Consider the following 16,879-nt stretch of genomic DNA (forward strand, 5'->3'; position numbering starts at 1 on the left):
CCCGATTAACGCTAAAAAGATGTGTTTTTCATTCTGCTGATGCTCAACACAAGCAAAGAGAAGCGTGTTTAGAAAGAAAAGATGCAGTTCAGGCCCGGCAATGCGTGGTCTCTTGTCTCCGGTTAAGATGTGCCTGAGCCAAGAAACGCGCGCAAAAGAGCACAACCCGGCGCAGAGCGCGCGGGCGTAAAAAAGAAAAAACGGGTTGAACCTGGTTTAGCTCTGGCGTTCGGCGACGAAACGCGCGGCCTGTTTCAGCGTGTCTGCGCGTTCGCCGAAAGGCTCCAGAATATCCTCGGCCTGGGCAACAAGCCCCCTGAGCTGCTGGCGTGTCCAGTCGATCCCGTGAAGGCTCGCAAGCGTCGCCTTGCCGGCGGCGGCGTCCTTGCCGGTTGCCTTGCCCATCGCTTCGCTGCTGGCCGTCAGGTCGAGCAGATCGTCGGCAAGCTGGAAGGCGAGCCCGATGGCCGCGCCGAATTCGCCGAGGCGTTCGATGTCCGCGTCCTGTGCGCTGCCGATCACGGCGCCCGCCTCGCAGGCAAAGCGGATCAGCGCGCCCGTCTTCATCGCCTGAAGCCGCAGAATTTCGTCTTCGCTGAGGCTGCTGCCCTCTGCGGCCAGATCCAGCGCCTGACCACCGGCCATGCCGCCCATGCCCGAAGCGCGGGCGAGCCTGTTGACCAGCGTGATCTTGGCTTCAGCGGGCAGCGCCGTTTCAGGCGCGCTCACAATGTCGAACGCATAGGTCAGGAGACTGTCGCCGGCGAGAATGGCTGCTGCCTCGTCAAACGCGCGGTGAACGGTCGGCTTGCCGCGGCGCAGGTCGTCATCGTCCATTGCCGGCAAATCGTCATGGACCAGAGAATAGCAATGGATGCACTCGAGCGCTGCCGCAACGCGCAGCGCAGCCGTGTCGTCCGTCGCCTCAAACAGCGCTGCCGTCTCGAGCACGAGGAACGGCCGCAGCCGTTTGCCGCCATTCAGAACGCCGTGGCGCATGGCTTTCAAAAGGCGGTCGGGGCGGTAAAGTTCGCCTTCCAGCGGTCGCGTGTCGAGCAGTCGGCGCAGTTCGCCTTCCACCATATCCGCGCCAGCGGCAAGTTTCACTTCAAACGGCAGTGTCATCGTCTCGTCCATGCCGGGAGCGATGCCGTCAAAGGGCGTCCGGGTCAAGTCCGTTTGTTTGCGCCATTGCGCCGAAAGCCCCTGGCGGCTATGCGAAAGGCTGGTTTTGAGGCGTAACGTCACACTGAGGGAAAAACAGGTTTGAGCGGCCCCACAGTCGACCCGGAGAAAAGGACGACGAACAGGCGTGGCGGGCGCCGCGGTCGCAGGGCGGCCGGGCGGCGCGCAGGCGGTCGGGCGTGGCTCGGCTGGTTTGCCCGGCGTGTTCTGCTCGTTCTTGTGGTGCTGGCGCTCATTCCCGCGCTTCTGACGCTTCTCTATCGTGTGCCGGTGGTACACCCCATATCGACATTGATGATGCGCGATCTGGTCACCTTCACCGGCTATGACCGCGACTGGAAGTCTCTCGAAGAAATGGGGGATCTGGTCCCGCATTCGGTGATGATGTCGGAAGACGGTCAGTTCTGCGCCCATGATGGCATCGACTGGGCTGCGCTCAACCTCGTCATCAACGACGCGCTTTCGGGCGAGAAGACGCGGGGCGCATCCACCATCCCCATGCAGACGGTGAAGAACCTCTATCTCTGGCAGGGCCGCTCCTTCGTGCGCAAGGGGTTGGAACTGCCGCTGGCGATCTATCTGGATCTGGTGCTGCCGAAACGGCGGATCATGGAGATCTATCTCAACATCGTTGAATGGGGGCCGAACATCTACGGCGCTGAAGCCGCCGCGCAGCATTACTTCGGTCGCCCGGCATCGCAGCTTTCGCGCCGGCAGGCGGCGCTTCTTGCGGTCACGCTGCCCAATCCGCTGGAGCGCAATCCGGCCAAACCCTCAAGCGGGTTGAACCGGCTTGCCGCGAAGATTGAACAGCGTGCGCGCAAGGCCGGCGGGTATGTGGGGTGTTTGAAGCCCTGATCATGCGCTTTCGTTGAAAAAAGCGATGCGCCCCACTGGCCAAAACCTCTTTGGACGTGTATAGGCACGCCGACTTCCAATTCCCGGCCGAAATGCTGGGCCTCTGGATTGAAGGGGCCGCAACGGCCTTTGACCGATTAGCGGAGCAGGACCATGGCTGTACCAAAAAGGAAAACGACGCCTTCGAAGCGCGGCATGCGCCGCTCGGCCGACGCCATCAAGGCGCCGACCTATGTCGAAGACAAGAATTCGGGCGAACTGCGTCGTCCCCATCACATCGACCTGAAGACCGGCATGTACCGCGGTCGCCAGGTTCTGGAGCCGAAGGACGCATAAGCGCCTTTCCTCCTCTGGATGCAAAAAAGACCGGTCATTGACCGGTCTTTTTTTGTTTCAGATGTCCTTGCCGGCTTTTGCCCGTCGCTGCAGCGCCTGCAGGATCGAAAGTGCCTTCTCGGCCATCTCTTCCGGCACGAAGACATGATCGTGATGGTAGGCGGCGACCACGTTGCAGGGGATGGCTTCATCCGCCAGCGCCGTCGCCACACCGGCCGTCAGCCCCACGCCGTCGAGCGCGGAATAGACTTCAAGGACGATCCGGCGCATCGGCATCTGCGTGTCGAAACCAAGCGTTTCTGCGCGCGCCAGCGGCAGCACGAGCGTCGTGCCTTCCTCTTCCTGAAAAACACCTTCCGCTTCCGCATAAAGCGTTGCGGCGCGGTCCCGCTCCACGCAGCAGAAAACGAAAACGCCCGTCGTAAGAACGGGCGTCATTCCTGCCAGCATGGCCTGCGTATCACGAACGGTCCGGGGCATGTCTCTGGCGCTTCAGTCTGTGTTTGCTCCGGGGAAGGGCGGTCAGGAACCGCCCAGGGAGTTGATCTTGCGCTGCATGTCGGCGATCTGCTCACGTAACTCCTTCAAATCGTCGGAGCGCGGTGCCTCTTCGCCGGCATTGTCTTCGCGCGCTGCGCCCTGATTTGGGGCAGGGGGCGTGGGCGCGAACATGCGCATGGCGTTCTGGAACATCTCGATGTTGCGGCGGGTCTGCTCCTCGACCATCTTCATCGGGGCCGACATGCCCATCATGTCCATGGATGATCCGCCGAACGCTTTGTCCATCTGCTCGCGCATGCGTTCCTGCTCCTTGGAGAAGGCCATCATGGATTGTTCGAGGAAGCTCGGCACGACCATCTGCATCTGGTCGCCGTAAAAGGCGATGAGCTGACGCAGAAACGAGATCGGCAGCATGTTCTGCCCGTTGCGGTCGTTCTCCAGCTCGAAAATGATCTGGGTCAGGACCGCATGGGTGATGTCTTCGCCGGATTTGGCGTCCTGCACGACGAAATTCTCGTCGCGCTTTACCATCTCGGCCAGGTCTTCCAGGGTCACATAGGTGCTGGTGCCCGTGTTGTAGAGGCGGCGATTGGCGTATTTCTTGATGACGATCGGGTCGTCCTTGGCTGGCATTACTGACCTCCCCGTAGCACGGTTGTCTGTGGCATCGCGCCCGGACGTCTCCTGCGTCGTCCGGTTTTCGATGCCTTGGATTCAAGGACTGAGGGCTTTGCAAGACGCCACTGCGCCGTTCCACCGCCCCGTTGCCGGGGCCGTCGGCGCGCACCCCCTGCATTTGCCGGTGTCAGGATATGCGCAAAATCCCATTGAATGAAAGCGCTTTTCGCAGTGGCGAAGAGCGCGGCGCTCCTGTTCGGCGGTGCGCAAGCTTTGTTGCGCTGCACACAACCGTTTGACTCGCCCCTGATTAGCCGCAACAAATGTGAATGAGAGCAGTCCGTCACAAGGGCTGCACATTTGCACGTGTATGCAATTTTCCAAGGGAGAGCCTTTCATGTCGTCAGCCGAAGCCATTGTCGTTGCCAGCGCCGCCCGCACCCCGGTCGGCTCGTTCAACGGTTCCTTCGCCACCGTGCCAGCGCATGAGCTTGGTGCAACCGCCATTCGCGAGGCGCTTTCGCGCGCCGGCGTCGCGCCGGAAGAGGTGAACGAGGTGATTCTCGGTCAGGTGCTCACGGCCGGCCAGGGACAGAACCCCGCGCGCCAGGCGGCTGTCGCCGCCGGTCTGCCGGAAGAAGCCACCGCCTGGGGGCTCAACCAGGTCTGCGGTTCGGGCCTGCGCACCATCGCCATCGGCATGCAGCAGATCGCCTGCGGCGATGCCGACATCATTGTTGCCGGCGGTCAGGAATCCATGACGCTCTCCACCCATTGCGCCTATCTGCGCGCCGGCGTGAAGATGGGCGATTATGCCATGATCGACACGATGATCCGCGATGGTCTGTGGGATGCCTTTAACGGCTACCACATGGGCATCACCGCAGAAAACGTTGCCCGCAAGTTCCAGATCACCCGTGACGAGCAGGACGCTTTTGCGCTCGCTTCGCAGAACAAGGCCGAGGCCGCCCAGAAGGCCGGGCGCTTCAAGGATGAAATCGTCCCGGTCACCGTGAAGAGCCGCAAGGGCGAAACCGTGGTCTCGGACGATGAGTACATCCGTCATGGCGTGACCATCGAGGGCATGCAGAAGCTGCGTCCGGCCTTCGACAAGGAGGGCACGGTCACTGCCGCCAATGCGTCGGGCATCAATGACGGTGCGGCCGCCGTGGTGCTGATGCGCGAGAGCGAAGCCCAGCGCCGTGGTCTGACGCCGCTGGTGCGGATCGCCTCCTGGGCGACGGCTGGCGTCGATCCGGCAATCATGGGCACGGGGCCGATCCCGGCATCGCGCCGCGCGCTGGAGAAAGCCGGCTGGAAGGCCGAGGATCTCGATCTGGTCGAGGCCAACGAAGCCTTCGCCGCACAGGCCTGTGCGGTCAACAGGGACATGGGCTGGAACCCGGATATCGTGAACGTGAATGGCGGCGCCATCGCGATCGGCCATCCGATTGGCGCTTCGGGTACCCGCATTTTCAACACGCTGGCCTTCGAGATGCGCCGCCGTGGCGCGAAGAAGGGACTGGCCACGCTTTGCATCGGTGGCGGCATGGGCGTCGCCATGTGCGTGGAAGCGTTGTAGGCTTTGAGCTGGCGCGCGGCGTTTGTGCCGTGCGCCAGCCGGATTATCGCCCGGTCTCAACAGGGCGAAGGCGGCGGGGAACACTCACCTGAGGGAGACGAACTGCATGAAAACGGCACTTGTTACGGGTGGAACACGCGGCATCGGCGCGGCGATAGCGATGGCTCTGAAAGAGGCGGGCTATCAGGTCGCGGCCAATTATGCTGGCAACGATGAGGCTGCCGCGCGCTTTACCGAAGAAACGGGCATAGCCTCCTACAAATGGTCGATTGCCGATTACGACGCCTGTGCGGACGGTGTGGGCCGGGTCGAGGCCGATCTCGGGCCGGTTGACGTTCTGGTCAACAATGCCGGCATCACGCGGGACGTGATGTTTCACAAGATGACGCCAGAAGACTGGCGTGCCGTGGTGGATGTGAACCTGAACGGCGTCTTCAACATGACCCATCAGGTCTTCGCCGGCATGCGCTCGCGCAAGTTCGGCCGCATCATCAGCATTTCGTCCATCAATGGTCAGAAGGGCCAGATGGGCCAGACCAACTATTCCGCCGCCAAGGCGGGAGAGATTGGCTTCACCAAGGCGCTGGCGCAGGAAGGCGCGCGCTTCAACGTGACGGTCAATGCGGTCTGCCCCGGCTACATCGCCACCGACATGGTGATGGCGGTGCCGGAAGTGGTGCGCGAGAAGATCATTTCGCAGATCCCGGTGGGGCGTCTCGGCGAGGCGTCTGAAATCGCCCGTTCCGTGCTGTTCCTGGCCTCCGACGATGCGGGCTTCGTCACGGGCTCCACGCTCACTGTCAATGGCGGTCAGTACTTCATCTGACGAAAAGCCACGTCCTGTGCATTCATTTTTCGGGGCGCTGTGGGTAACCCGCAGCGCCCTGTTTCGTTAAAATGCGTATCAATTTGAAACAGCTTCGTTAACGCGGCATTCAGGCTGCGCGGCTGCGTTTGTGGATAAACTGTGCGCTGTCTGCCCGGAACCGGTGGAAACCACCAGATGTTGCGGTGAACGTAGCAGGAACATCCGGATATCAGTGATTCGTAGCCGATTCGTTCCGGGTTTGGTCGAAGTGTTAACGCCATGCGGCATGGCGGGGCCGTAACCCGTTAACGGCTTCGCAAAAAATCCTAACAAAATCTTATGCTTGCACCGTTGCCTGGCAGGCCCGTCGCGCTTCCCGCGCAAATCCTTAACGCGCGCCACGCGTTTTCCGGCTTTGCGGAACATGCCCGATTCAGCATTTGGGTGTCTTTACGTTGCGTCATACTCTATCTTGTGGTGAACAAAACGGGAAACAACGCAGGTCAGTGATTCGTAGCCGATTCGTTCCAGACTCGTTCCAAATCTTAATGGCCGGAAACGGTTTGGGTCATTTTTGGCAGTCTTTGTCGGTGGAGCGGCAGTCTTGCCTTGGAATGCGCATGCAAAGCATGCTAACCCGTGTGCTCGCCTTTTTTCGCTGAGGTAGACGGCTTTTCAGGCCCTATGAATTTCCAAAAACAGAATGCCAAGCCGAGAGTGTTGTCGGGTCGTGACGTAACGGCCATCCTCGGGCCAACAAATACCGGCAAGACGCACCTGGCCATTGAGCGCATGGTTGCGCATGGCACGGGCGTGATTGGCCTGCCGCTGCGGCTGCTTGCGCGCGAAGTCTATTCCCGCGTCGTCGCCAAGGTCGGCGAGCAGAATGTCGCGCTTGTCACCGGCGAAGAAAAAATCTCGCCGCCCGGCGCGCGCTATTCGGTGTGCACGGTCGAGGCCATGCCGCGCGAGACCGACGCCGCCTTCGTGGCGATCGATGAGGTGCAGCTCGCCGCCGATCTGGAGCGCGGCCACATCTTCACCGACCGCATTCTGCATCTGCGCGGCCGTCAGGAAACGCTGCTTCTGGGCGCGGGCACCATGCGCGGCATTCTTGAAAAGCTGCTGCCGGGCCTCTCCGTCATCACCCGTCCGCGCATGTCGGTGCTCAGCTATGCCGGTTCGCGCAAGATCACGCGCCTGCCGCGCCGCTCGGCCATCGTGGCCTTCTCGTCGGACGAGGTTTACGCCATTGGCGAGCTGATCCGCCGCCAGCGCGGCGGGGTGGCTGTCGTGCTTGGCGCGCTCAGCCCGCGCACGCGCAACGCGCAGGTAGCCCTCTACCAGTCGGGTGATGTGGACTATCTCGTGGCGACCGACGCCATCGGCATGGGCCTGAACCTCGATGTCGATCATGTCGCCTTCGCGCAGAACCGCAAATTCGACGGTTTCCAGTATCGCGACCTCAACCCTGCGGAGCTCGGGCAGATCGCCGGCCGCGCCGGCCGTCACCTGCGTGACGGCACGTTTGGCGTCACCGGCCAGGTCGATCCCCTTTCCGATGAACTCGTTCACCGCATCGAGGCGCATGATTTCGACCCGGTGAAAGTGCTGCAATGGCGCTCCGCCGCGTTTGATTTCTCCAGCGTCGATGCGCTCAAAGCCTCGCTCGACGTTACGCCCCCCGTGGAAGGTCTTACCCGCGCTCTGCCCGCTGCCGACGCCAAGGTGCTCGAATTCCTGTCGCGTGACGGGGATGTGCGTGCGCTGGCCGACGCCCGCGAGCGTGTGGCCCTCCTGTGGGACGCCTGTGCGCTGCCGGACTACCGGCGCATCGCACCGGCCCACCACGCAGAAATTGTTGGTGCAGTCTTTTCTGATCTGGCGCGAACGGGCCATGTCGATGAAGACTACATGGCTGAGCAGGTTCAGCGCGCCTCGTCCACCGAGGGGGACATCGACACACTGTCGCAGCGTATTGCGCAGATCAGAACATGGACATTTGTCTCGCACCGGCCTGGATGGCTGGCCGATGCGACACACTGGCAAGAAAAAACACGAGAGATAGAGGACAGTTTGTCCGATGCGTTGCATGAGCGATTGACGAAACGCTTTGTGGACCGCAGGACATCCGTGCTCATGAAGCGCCTGAGAGAGAATGCAATGCCGGAAGCAGAAATCAGCCCCGTTGGCGAAGTCCTTGTCGAGGGGCATCACGTTGGTGAGATGCTAGGGTTCCGTTTCACCGCCGACCGCTCTGCGGAAGGTGAGGACGCGCGCGCCGTCAAGGCTGCCGCCCAGAAAGCACTCGCTGCCGAATTCGAAACGCGGGCAGACCGCTTTGCCGCTTCCGGCAATGGCGATCTGGCGCTGGATTCCGAGGGCCTTCTGCGCTGGCTCGGCCAACCGGTGGCGACGCTGGTTTCCGGTGAGGAAGCGCTGCGCCCGCGCGTCGTGCTTCTGGCCGACGAGCAGCTGACCGGCCCGGCGCGCGACAAGGTCGCCGCCCGCGCCGAGCGTTTCGTGAACTATCAGATCGAATCGCTTCTGAAGCCGCTGGTCGATCTGCGCGATGCCGAGAGCCTTTCGGGCATGGCGCGCGGGATCGCGTTTCAGGTTGTCGAGAGCTTCGGCCTTCTGAACCGCCGCACCGTGGCAGAGGATGTGCGTGCGCTCGATCAGGACGCCCGCGCTTCGCTGCGTCGCCTCGGCGTGCGCTTTGGCGCTTACCACATTTTCGTGCCGGCGCTGATCAAGCCTGCGCCTGCCGGCCTTCTCACCCTGCTCTGGGCGCTCAAGAACGATGCCAAGGACAAGCCGGGCTATGGCGATGTGGTCAATGCGCTTGCCGCCGGCCGCACCTCCATCGTGTCCGATCCGGCTTTTGAAAAGGCATTCTATGGCCTTGCCGGCTATCGCAATCTGGGTCGCCGCGCCGTGCGTGTCGATATTCTCGAGCGCCTTGCCGACCTGATCCGTCCCGCACTTTCGTGGAAGCCGGGTTCCGGCGCACGTCCCGAGGGCGGTTATGATGGCGCGGCCTTTGTGGTCACGCCGGCCATGATGTCCATTCTCGGCGCGACCGCCGATGATATGGAAGCCATCCTCAAGGGGCTGGGCTACCGCGGCGAGGCGAAGCCGGCCGAAGAGGTTGCAACGCATCTGAAGTCGCTGGACGACGCTGCTGCCGAGAAGGCTGCTGCACCGGCCCAGGCTGCCGATGCTGCCGCTCCCGCCGAGGCCGAAGCCGAAGCCGCCGCGAAGACGGACGACGCGCCCGCCGATGCAGAGAAGCCTGCTGAAGCTGAAGCGCCAGCCGAGGAAGCGAAGCCCGAAGCCGAGGCGAAGCCGGAAGCTGATGCCAAGCCGGAAGTTGAGACGCCGGCTGCTGCTGAGGCACCGGCTGAAAAGGCCGCTGACGAAGAGGAAGAGCCCAAGCCCGTCATGATCTGGCGTCAGGCCCGTTTCGACGGTCGCAAGCGTCAGGGCGGCGGCAAGGGCAACAATCAGCGTCAGCAGGGACGTGGTGGCCGTCAGGAGCGCGAAGGCGCACCGCATCGCGGCAAGCCTAACCGCAGCAAGGATGGCGACAAGCAGGGCTTCAAGCGCAAGGGTGGCGCAGGCCGTCCGCGCGAAGAGCGTCCGGCGCGCATCGATCCCGATTCGCCCTTCGCCAAGCTCGCTGCCCTCAAGGATCAGCTGAAGAAGTAGCGACATGCGATGAGCGGCACGGTCCTGGAACGCCAGCGTATCGACAAGTGGCTGTTCTTCGCACGGGTGGTGAAATCCCGCTCGCTTGCCGCAAAGCTCGCTCAGGCGGGCCGTGTGCGGGTCAATCGCAACAAGATCGAGCAGGCCGCCTACCAGATCAAGGTGGGCGACGTGCTCACCATTTCCCTTGAGCGGCAGGTGCTCGTCTATCGGGTTCTGGCTCCGGGGGCGCGGCGCGGCCCGGCAGAGGAAGCCCGCACGCTCTACGAGGATCTGACCCCGCCGGCGCCACCCAGGGACGCTGTCGTCAAGGCGTCGGCGCCACGGCGCGACGCCGGGGCAGGGCGTCCCACCAAGAAGGAACGCCGCGCGCTTGATCGCTGGCGTGACGACCCGTGATGGCGATGTTTGCGCCGTTTGAGATTGGAATGGGATTCCGCCTGCGACGATTGCCGCGCAACAACGGGCCTTGCAACCGCCGTTTAAAGGGGCTACCTCACCACTCGACATTTTAAGAAGCTGTCAGCCGAGAACACCCATGACCTATATCGTCACCGACAATTGCATCAAGTGCAAGTACATGGACTGTATAGAAGTCTGCCCGGTGGACTGTTTCTACGAAGGCGAAAACATGCTCGTCATCCACCCGGATGAGTGCATCGATTGCGGTGTCTGCGAACCGGAATGCCCGGCCGAAGCCATCAAGCCCGACACCGAGCCGGGTCTGGACAACTGGCTTCAGCTCAATTCCGAGTATGCCGAAAAATGGCCCAATATCACCGCTAAGAAAGAGCCTCCGGCAGACGCCAAGGAATTCGACGGCGTCGAAAACAAGCTGGAGCAGTACTTCTCGCCGGAACCCGGTGAGGGAGACTAGATCGCCGCGCGCCCATCGGGGCGCACAAACGACGATCTTGATGATTGACGGAGCATCGGATTAGCCCGAAACCCGAATTCCACTTTTCGGTCCGGTGCTCTGAGCCCACAATTTGACGTGGGACATAATGCGAATAGATGGGGCGGTCGCGCAGGAAACTGCGGCGACATATTCGCACATGCGGCAAAATCTTGATTCTTTCGGCTTTTTGTGGTAGCTTCACAAAATCATGCCGGTGACAACACGTCTAATTATGGCGCACACACACTAATCACTGAAAGGTGGGGCTCCAAATCCAGGCCAGGGCAATCTGGGTCAGGATGTTTTGGTTTGCGTGGCGGGCCTTCGGTGCAGGCGCAGTCACCATCTTCCGGAGCTTGAACTCTTTCATGCACACGACAAGCCGGCAGGCGTTTTTGGGTACGGGGCATCGCCGAGGCGAGGCGTTGCTCACATACCCCTTTAGAACAGGAGTGTTAGGCGGATGACCACCCAGCAGAAAAAATCGGCGCAGCGCCAGGGTTTCAAGACTGGCGAATACATCGTTTACCCGGCGCATGGCGTCGGCCAGATCGTTACGATCGAAGAGCAGGAAGTCGCCGGTCACAAGCTGGAATTGTTCGTCATCGATTTCGAGAAAGACAAGATGCGCCTCAAGGTGCCGGTCGCCAAGGCGACGTCCATCGGCATGCGCAAGCTTTCCGAAACCGATTATGTTGATCGCGCACTCAAGGTCGTTCAGGGCCGTGCCCGCGTGAAGCGCACCATGTGGTCGCGCCGCGCGCAGGAATACGATGCGAAGATCAACTCGGGCGACCTGATCTCCATCTCGGAAGTCGTGCGTGACCTTTACCGCGCCGACAACCAGCCGGAGCAGTCCTATTCGGAGCGTCAGCTTTATGAAGCCGCGCTCGACCGCATGGCGCGCGAGATCGCAGCCGTCAACCGCATGTCGGAGACGGAGGCTGTCCGCCTGATCGAGACCAACCTCAACAAGGGCCCGCGCCGCGGTGCGAAGGCCGACAATGAGGAAGCCGAAGAGAAGGAAGAAGCTGCATAAGCTTCCCACCTCATCTGTTTTGAAAAACCCGGCTGTTTCAGCCGGGTTTTTTATTGCCGGCTACTAAACTGTAATCGGCTGGAACTTTTTTCGTCTGCGACTCGTTACTCTAGGTGATGTCTCGTTTCTTCGGTCGAGATCACCGCTTTTTGCAAAGCCTGGTCGGGGTCCCGGGATGTCCGTCATTGGCGTGTTTCTGCACCAGCAGATGCCGCGTCAGGGCGCTCTGACACGTGTAACCGCGCATCGGCAATTGGGCCTGTGCGTATGGGCTGACCGGCTTGGAATCCTCTCCTTAAGAAAGGGGCCAAGCCAGAGCATCGGACCGAAAAGTGGGAACCGGTTTTCGGATCATCCGATGCTCCATCAATGGTTTGGATCGTCCTTTATGCGTCCGGACGGACGCGTGGCGATCCAGAAACGCGGGAGAGCATCATGCAAGACCGGGCGGAACGCAAACTCATCGAAAAGGCCATGAAGGCGCCTTATCTGGCGCTGGAGGAAGAGCAGGACCTCGCACAGCGCTGGCACAAGAAGCAGGACCAGCAGGCGCTTCATCATTTAACAGTGGCGCATATGCGGCTTGTCATTGCCATGGCGTCGCGCTTCAGGAATTTCGGATTGCCCGCTGCCGACCTCATTCAGGAGGGGCATATCGGCCTTCTGGAAGCGGCGGCCCGGTTCGACCCGGAGCGGGGTGTGCGCTTCTCCACCTATGCCACCTGGTGGATACGCGCCTCGATGCAGGATTATGTCCTGCGCAACTGGTCCATCGTGCGTGGCGGCACGAGTTCAGCGCAGAAGTCGCTGTTTTTCAAATACCGCCGGCTGAGGGCCAAATTGCAGAAAAGCATGGGCTCACCCAGCGAAATTCATCAGGAAGCGGCCAAGCTTCTCGGCGTTTCGCCTGCGGATGTGGCGATGATGGACGCGCGGCTTTCCGGCCCGGATCTGTCGCTTAACGCGCCGGTGCGGGATGAAGGCGAGGCTTCAGCCGAGCGCATGGATTTCCTGCCCTCCGATGAGGCCCCGGTCGACGAGACGGTCGAACACATGATCGATGAGGAACGGCGGGCGCTCTGGCTGACCGACGCACTCGATGTTCTGGACAGGCGCGAGCTGAAGATCATCCGCGAGCGGCGTCTGGCAGAAGATGGCGCAACGCTTGAAGCGCTCGGTTCGGCGCTGGGCATCTCCAAGGAGCGTGTGCGGCAGATCGAGACGCGGGCCATGGAAAAACTGCGCACGGTGCTCACGCGCGAGCATCCCGCGCTGTCCGGCAGCACGGCCTGAACGGCTGGCCTTGCGCCAGCCGTAATTTAGCGATCAGTGACGATCTTGACCTTGCTCCCGGCCGACGGCGTTGCGCCGGGGCCAAGTGCGTTGAGGAGCCGGAAAAGCTCCACCTTGCGGTCCACACCGCGCATCTGCGATGCCAGCGAACCGAGCGTTTCTCCCGGCTGAACCGTCACGACACGCACGCGCAGCGGCTTGAGCGCAGCGCGCTCCGCCTGATTGAGAATGCGGAAGCTCTGCCCGACGGAATTGGCAACCCGTTCCAGATCGTTGCTCGTCGCAGGCGCTGCCGTCAGCAGGCGGTAAACCTGCCCACCGGAGCGGATCACCGTCACGTCGAACTGCCAGCCATCGGCGCTCGCGCGTCCCTTGGCTGCCGGATATCCATTGATCGTGAACGTGCGGATGGTTTCGGGCTCCAGACCCGCAACCCAGCCGCTCGTCAGATAATCCGTCAGCGAAGTGCGCTGGGGCACCGTCGCCCCGTCGAAGCGCACCGCGATGTCGTCCGGCCCGACAGCCGTCACCGCCTTGGTGGAATTGTCGATGATGAAGCCTTCGGGCACCTGGAAGGCGACGCCCAGACCCGGATGCAGGAAGTCGCGCCCGCGCACATAGCCCTCTTCCGGCGAATCCCCGTAGATCATGCCGTCAATGCCGGCGAGGAAGGAATCGCGGTCGCGCTTGCCTGCGGCGTCCGGCTGCTGCATCTCGCGCGCATGGCGCTGCGCGAGTTCGATGCGCCGTGGCGCATTGGGGTGACTGGCCAGGAAGTCGAGGCTGGCGTCGGTCGCGCCGCTCACACTGCGGAAGCCCTGATAGGCGTCCATGGCCTGCAGGAAGCGCGCAGCCGCAAACGCATCATAGCCCGCATGGGTTGTGGTGCGGATGCCCAGACGGTCCGCTTCCAGCTCCTGATTGCGCGAGAACTGCGCGAGCCTCAACTTGCCGCGTACCAGCGCTGCCTGCGCCGCCTGATCGCGCCCGTCGATCACCTCGCTCACCACTTTCGAGGCGAACTTTTCCTGCGCTTCGAGCTTCTGCCGCTCGATGCCGTGATTGGCTGTGACGTGCGCCATTTCATGCGCGATGACCGCTGCAAGCTCAGCCGAATCATTGGCGAGCGCCAGGAGGCCGCGCGTGACATAGAGATAGCCGCCCGGCAGCGCGAATGCGTTGACGTTGGGCGAATTCAGAATGGTGACCGTGTAGGCCGCGCCGGTGTTCTGCTCATCCAGCGTCAGAGACCCCACCACCTTGGCGACCATGCGCTCCAGCTTCGGATCGGAGTATTCGCCGCCATAGGTCTGCAGAATGCGGGGATGCTGCTGGCGTGCAAGCCGTGCAAGACGGTTGCCGCGCGTCACCGAATCGACCGTGACCGGGTTCGACGACGGCATGAAGCTGCCCGTGTCCGTGGGTACCATCTGGCAGCCCGACAGGAGGACTGTGAGCGCTACGGCGAGAATGGCTTTGCGCGGTATGGCTCGCGCTGATGGCTGGAAATTCATGGTAGCGGGCGCTTCATTGGACAGGGTCGTGTCCTTCCGGTTGATTTTGTCCAAAGCATGACCGTCATTAATGCCCAAGTCACGCACTTGGTTCCCTCAACATGGCGTGATGTCCCGTCCGAGCCACGGTCTAGCGCATAAGCTGCAACAGTGGAATCAATTTGTTGTAGAGTAATTTATTTCCCGCCGTGCGCCTATGTAGCGATTGAAGGCTTCTGAGGCATCGCCGGCGATGAACGCTGCGGTTGTGCCGGTCGCGGCGACCTGCCCCTCTTCAACAAAGATCATCGTCCTGCAAAGCCGTTCCGCGTCGCGCGGGTCATGCGTTGCCATCAGCACCGTCATGTGCTGTTCCGCATGCAGGGCGCGGATCAGGTCCAGCATCTCGTCGCGCAGCGCCGGTCCGAGCGAGGCGAAGGGTTCGTCCATCAGGAGCACCGGACGCTTGCGGATTAAAACACGCGCCAGCGCCACCCGCTGGCGTTCACCGCCCGAAAGCGCCCGTGGCAGCCGGTCTTCCTTGCCGGCAAGCCCGGTTCTGGCAAGCGCATCGGAGACCGCCGCGCGGTCTTCCTCCGTCAGCTTCAGCGCAGGCGAGCGCCCCAGCCCCACATTCTGTGCGACCGTGAGGTGCGCGAAGAGATTGTTTTCCTGAAACACCATGGAGACGGGCCGGCGATGCGGCGTCAGCCCGGAAACATCCTTTCCGTCGATCATGATGCGGCCGGAGGTCGGTGTCTCGAAGCCGGCGATCAGGCTGAGAAGCGTCGATTTGCCAGAGCCGCTCGGGCCCATCACGGCGACGATGTCGGACGGGGAGATGGTCAGGTCGAACGCCATTTCGCTCCCGCCCGGATAGGCAAAGCGCAGCTTTTCGAGTGTGATCCCCGCGCCGTGTGCGGCGTCAGCCTTGGTCATGTCTTCTCCTTGCCGAGACGGTCGGCCACGAACATCAATGCCAGACAAAGAAGCCCCAGAAAAAGGGCAATGCCTGCGGCATCCGCCGTGCGATAGCTGCCCATGCGCTGCAACAGAAGATAGGGCAGCGTCTGCACCTGATCGGAGCCGAACAGCGCGATCACGCCGAGGTCGCCGAGCGAAAGAGCGGCGGCGAAGGCGAGCGCGGTCGCGGCAGGGCGGCGCAGCGCCGGCCAGTCGACGAGGCGTAGTCGTGTCCAGCCAGTGATCCCCAGCGACAGGCAGAGCCGCTCATGGCGGGCGCTGGCAGCGTCATAGGCCGGGCGGATTGCGCGGATTGCAAACGGCATCGCCATCACCGCGTTGACGGTGACGACCATCGCCGGTGCAAAGGCGAACACATCGCCCACATGCCGCAGCAGAATGAACCAGCCGGCACCGATCACCAGCGGCGGAATGATGAGCACCATCGCCGCCCCGCTGTCGGTGGCGCGTTCAAGCAGGCCCGCAGGCAGCGCGCCGCGCTTCATTTCGAGCGCCCGGCGTGCCGCCACCAGCGCCAGCGAGAGAACCAGACATAAAAGCGCGGAGAGGCTGGCGAAAAGCAGGCTGGTTGTTGTGGCCGAGAACACCGCGCTCTCGGTGGCAAGCCGCGCCAGATCCGCCTTCAGACCGGCGATCACGGTCGCGGCCATCGGTCCGGCGACGAAGAGCAGCCCCGCGACGATGATGACGGTGTTGAGAACCGTCTCCAATGGCGTGTGCCAGACAATGCGGCGCGGTGCGACGGGCAGGTTGGCATCGCCGCTGAGCGACGCGCCGAGCCGGCTTAACGCCAGAACAACGCCGCCGGCCAGCACCAGCTGCACCAGCGTCAGCACCAGCGCGCGGGCCGGATCGAAGTCGAACCGCAGCGCCTGATAGATCGCCACTTCCAGCGTTGTCGCGCGGGGTCCGCCGCCAAGCAGCAGGACGATGGTAAACGAGGTCACGCACAGCATGAAGACGAGGCCGGCAATGCCGGGAAGGGCCGCGCGCATGGCCGGCCATTCGAGAAACCGGAACGAGGCGCGCGCGCCCATGCCGAGCTGGGCCGCAAGACGCCACTGGTCGGCGGGCACGCTTTCCAGCGCGTTCAGGAACAGGCGCGTGGCCAGCGGCAGATTGAAGAAGACATGGGCGACCAGAATGCCCGAAAGCCCGTAAATGCCGGGCCAGTGCTCATTGAAGAGCACGGACAGGAAAGGCGCGAAAATCCCCGCTCTTCCCAGAAGCGCCAGAATGCCGAGCGCCGCCACAATGGCGGGGAGCGCAAGCGGCACGGCAAACAGGCGCAGAATGAAGGCGCGCCCCACAAATGCGGGATGGCGCGCCAGCGCGCGCGCCAGAAGGATCGCCGGCACGACTGATAAAAGCGTCGATAACAGCGCCTGCCAGAGCGTGAAGCGGGCGATCCGCAGCAGATAGGCGTCGAAAGCTGCAAACGCGCCCGTACCCTGTTGCAGGGCCTCCACGGCAAGGCCCGCAAAGGCCCCGCCGATCAGCAGGCCGACAGCGGCCAGCGCAAGCCGTCCCGCTGCGATACGCCTGTCCATCAGGGGGCGTCTTTCCATGTCGG

15 protein-coding genes are annotated in these 16,879 nt (G+C 62.5%); 9 read left to right on the forward strand and 6 right to left on the reverse strand.

The window, feature by feature from the left end; genetic code table 11:
• Positions 1–216 precede the first annotated feature (216 nt).
• A complete protein-coding gene (locus ACRTG1_RS18425; RefSeq protein ID WP_390906827.1) occupies positions 217–1,137 on the reverse strand; it encodes a polyprenyl synthetase family protein in 921 nt (306 codons plus the stop codon).
• 129 nt (positions 1,138–1,266) lie between these two features.
• On the opposite strand from ACRTG1_RS18425, the gene mtgA reads away from it, so the two are divergent.
• Positions 1,267–2,043, forward strand: a complete 777-nt coding sequence (gene mtgA / locus ACRTG1_RS18430; RefSeq protein ID WP_394374071.1) for a monofunctional biosynthetic peptidoglycan transglycosylase — start codon at positions 1,267–1,269, stop codon at positions 2,041–2,043.
• A gap of 153 nt (positions 2,044–2,196) precedes the next feature.
• Complete coding sequence (rpmF, locus tag ACRTG1_RS18435; RefSeq protein ID WP_007007560.1) at positions 2,197–2,379, forward strand: 50S ribosomal protein L32; 183 nt, start codon at positions 2,197–2,199, stop codon at positions 2,377–2,379.
• A gap of 57 nt (positions 2,380–2,436) precedes the next feature.
• Here the strand turns inward: rpmF and ACRTG1_RS18440 are convergent, their stop codons facing one another.
• Positions 2,437–2,859 carry an ACT domain-containing protein gene (locus ACRTG1_RS18440; RefSeq protein WP_206546102.1) on the reverse strand — a complete coding sequence of 141 codons (423 nt, stop codon included), beginning with the start codon at positions 2,857–2,859 and terminating at the stop codon, positions 2,437–2,439.
• Positions 2,860–2,901: 42 nt separating this feature from the next.
• Positions 2,902–3,513, reverse strand: coding sequence for a polyhydroxyalkanoate synthesis repressor PhaR (phaR, locus tag ACRTG1_RS18445; RefSeq protein ID WP_113153295.1), 612 nt, complete (start codon positions 3,511–3,513; stop codon positions 2,902–2,904).
• 382 nt (positions 3,514–3,895) lie between these two features.
• Between phaR and ACRTG1_RS18450 the strand changes: the two genes are divergently transcribed.
• From ACRTG1_RS18450 to ACRTG1_RS18480, 7 genes are all read left to right on the forward strand, one after another.
• Complete coding sequence (locus ACRTG1_RS18450) at positions 3,896–5,080, forward strand: acetyl-CoA C-acetyltransferase (RefSeq protein WP_432516801.1); 1,185 nt, start codon at positions 3,896–3,898, stop codon at positions 5,078–5,080.
• A gap of 106 nt (positions 5,081–5,186) precedes the next feature.
• Positions 5,187–5,906: an acetoacetyl-CoA reductase gene (gene phbB / locus ACRTG1_RS18455; RefSeq protein WP_113153293.1), complete on the forward strand. Its 720-nt coding sequence runs from the start codon at positions 5,187–5,189 to the stop codon at positions 5,904–5,906.
• Positions 5,907–6,572: 666 nt separating this feature from the next.
• A complete protein-coding gene (locus ACRTG1_RS18460) occupies positions 6,573–9,599 on the forward strand; it encodes a helicase-related protein (RefSeq protein ID WP_113153292.1) in 3,027 nt (1,008 codons plus the stop codon).
• Positions 9,600–9,608: 9 nt separating this feature from the next.
• Complete coding sequence (locus ACRTG1_RS18465) at positions 9,609–9,998, forward strand: RNA-binding S4 domain-containing protein (RefSeq protein WP_113153291.1); 390 nt, start codon at positions 9,609–9,611, stop codon at positions 9,996–9,998.
• A gap of 139 nt (positions 9,999–10,137) precedes the next feature.
• Positions 10,138–10,476, forward strand: a complete 339-nt coding sequence (gene fdxA / locus ACRTG1_RS18470) for a ferredoxin FdxA (RefSeq protein ID WP_113153290.1) — start codon at positions 10,138–10,140, stop codon at positions 10,474–10,476.
• A 484-nt stretch (positions 10,477–10,960) separates the two neighbouring features.
• Positions 10,961–11,536, forward strand: a complete 576-nt coding sequence (locus ACRTG1_RS18475) for a CarD family transcriptional regulator (RefSeq protein ID WP_113153289.1) — start codon at positions 10,961–10,963, stop codon at positions 11,534–11,536.
• 435 nt (positions 11,537–11,971) lie between these two features.
• A complete protein-coding gene (locus ACRTG1_RS18480) occupies positions 11,972–12,829 on the forward strand; it encodes an RNA polymerase factor sigma-32 (protein WP_113156050.1) in 858 nt (285 codons plus the stop codon).
• Between the two features lie 26 nt (positions 12,830–12,855).
• On the opposite strand, the gene ACRTG1_RS18485 is transcribed toward ACRTG1_RS18480, so the two are convergent.
• The 3 genes from ACRTG1_RS18485 to thiP all read right to left on the reverse strand — a co-directional run bounded on the left by ACRTG1_RS18485 (position 12,856) and on the right by thiP (position 16,856).
• Positions 12,856–14,343, reverse strand: coding sequence for a M48 family metalloprotease (locus ACRTG1_RS18485; RefSeq protein ID WP_206548415.1), 1,488 nt, complete (start codon positions 14,341–14,343; stop codon positions 12,856–12,858).
• A gap of 156 nt (positions 14,344–14,499) precedes the next feature.
• Positions 14,500–15,261, reverse strand: coding sequence for a thiamine ABC transporter ATP-binding protein (gene thiQ, locus ACRTG1_RS18490; protein ID WP_432516802.1), 762 nt, complete (start codon positions 15,259–15,261; stop codon positions 14,500–14,502).
• The gene (gene thiP, locus ACRTG1_RS18495) at positions 15,258–16,856 is read right to left on the reverse strand and encodes a thiamine/thiamine pyrophosphate ABC transporter permease (RefSeq protein WP_432516803.1); all 1,599 of its coding nucleotides are present in this window, start codon (positions 16,854–16,856) and stop codon (positions 15,258–15,260) included. Before thiP ends, thiQ begins: the two co-directional genes overlap by 4 nt.
• Between the last annotated feature and the right edge of the window lie 23 nt (positions 16,857–16,879).

The sequence above is a fragment of the Nitratireductor sp. PBL-C9 genome, from assembly GCF_050877045.1.
GTDB lineage: Bacteria > Pseudomonadota > Alphaproteobacteria > Rhizobiales > Rhizobiaceae > Nitratireductor > Nitratireductor aquimarinus.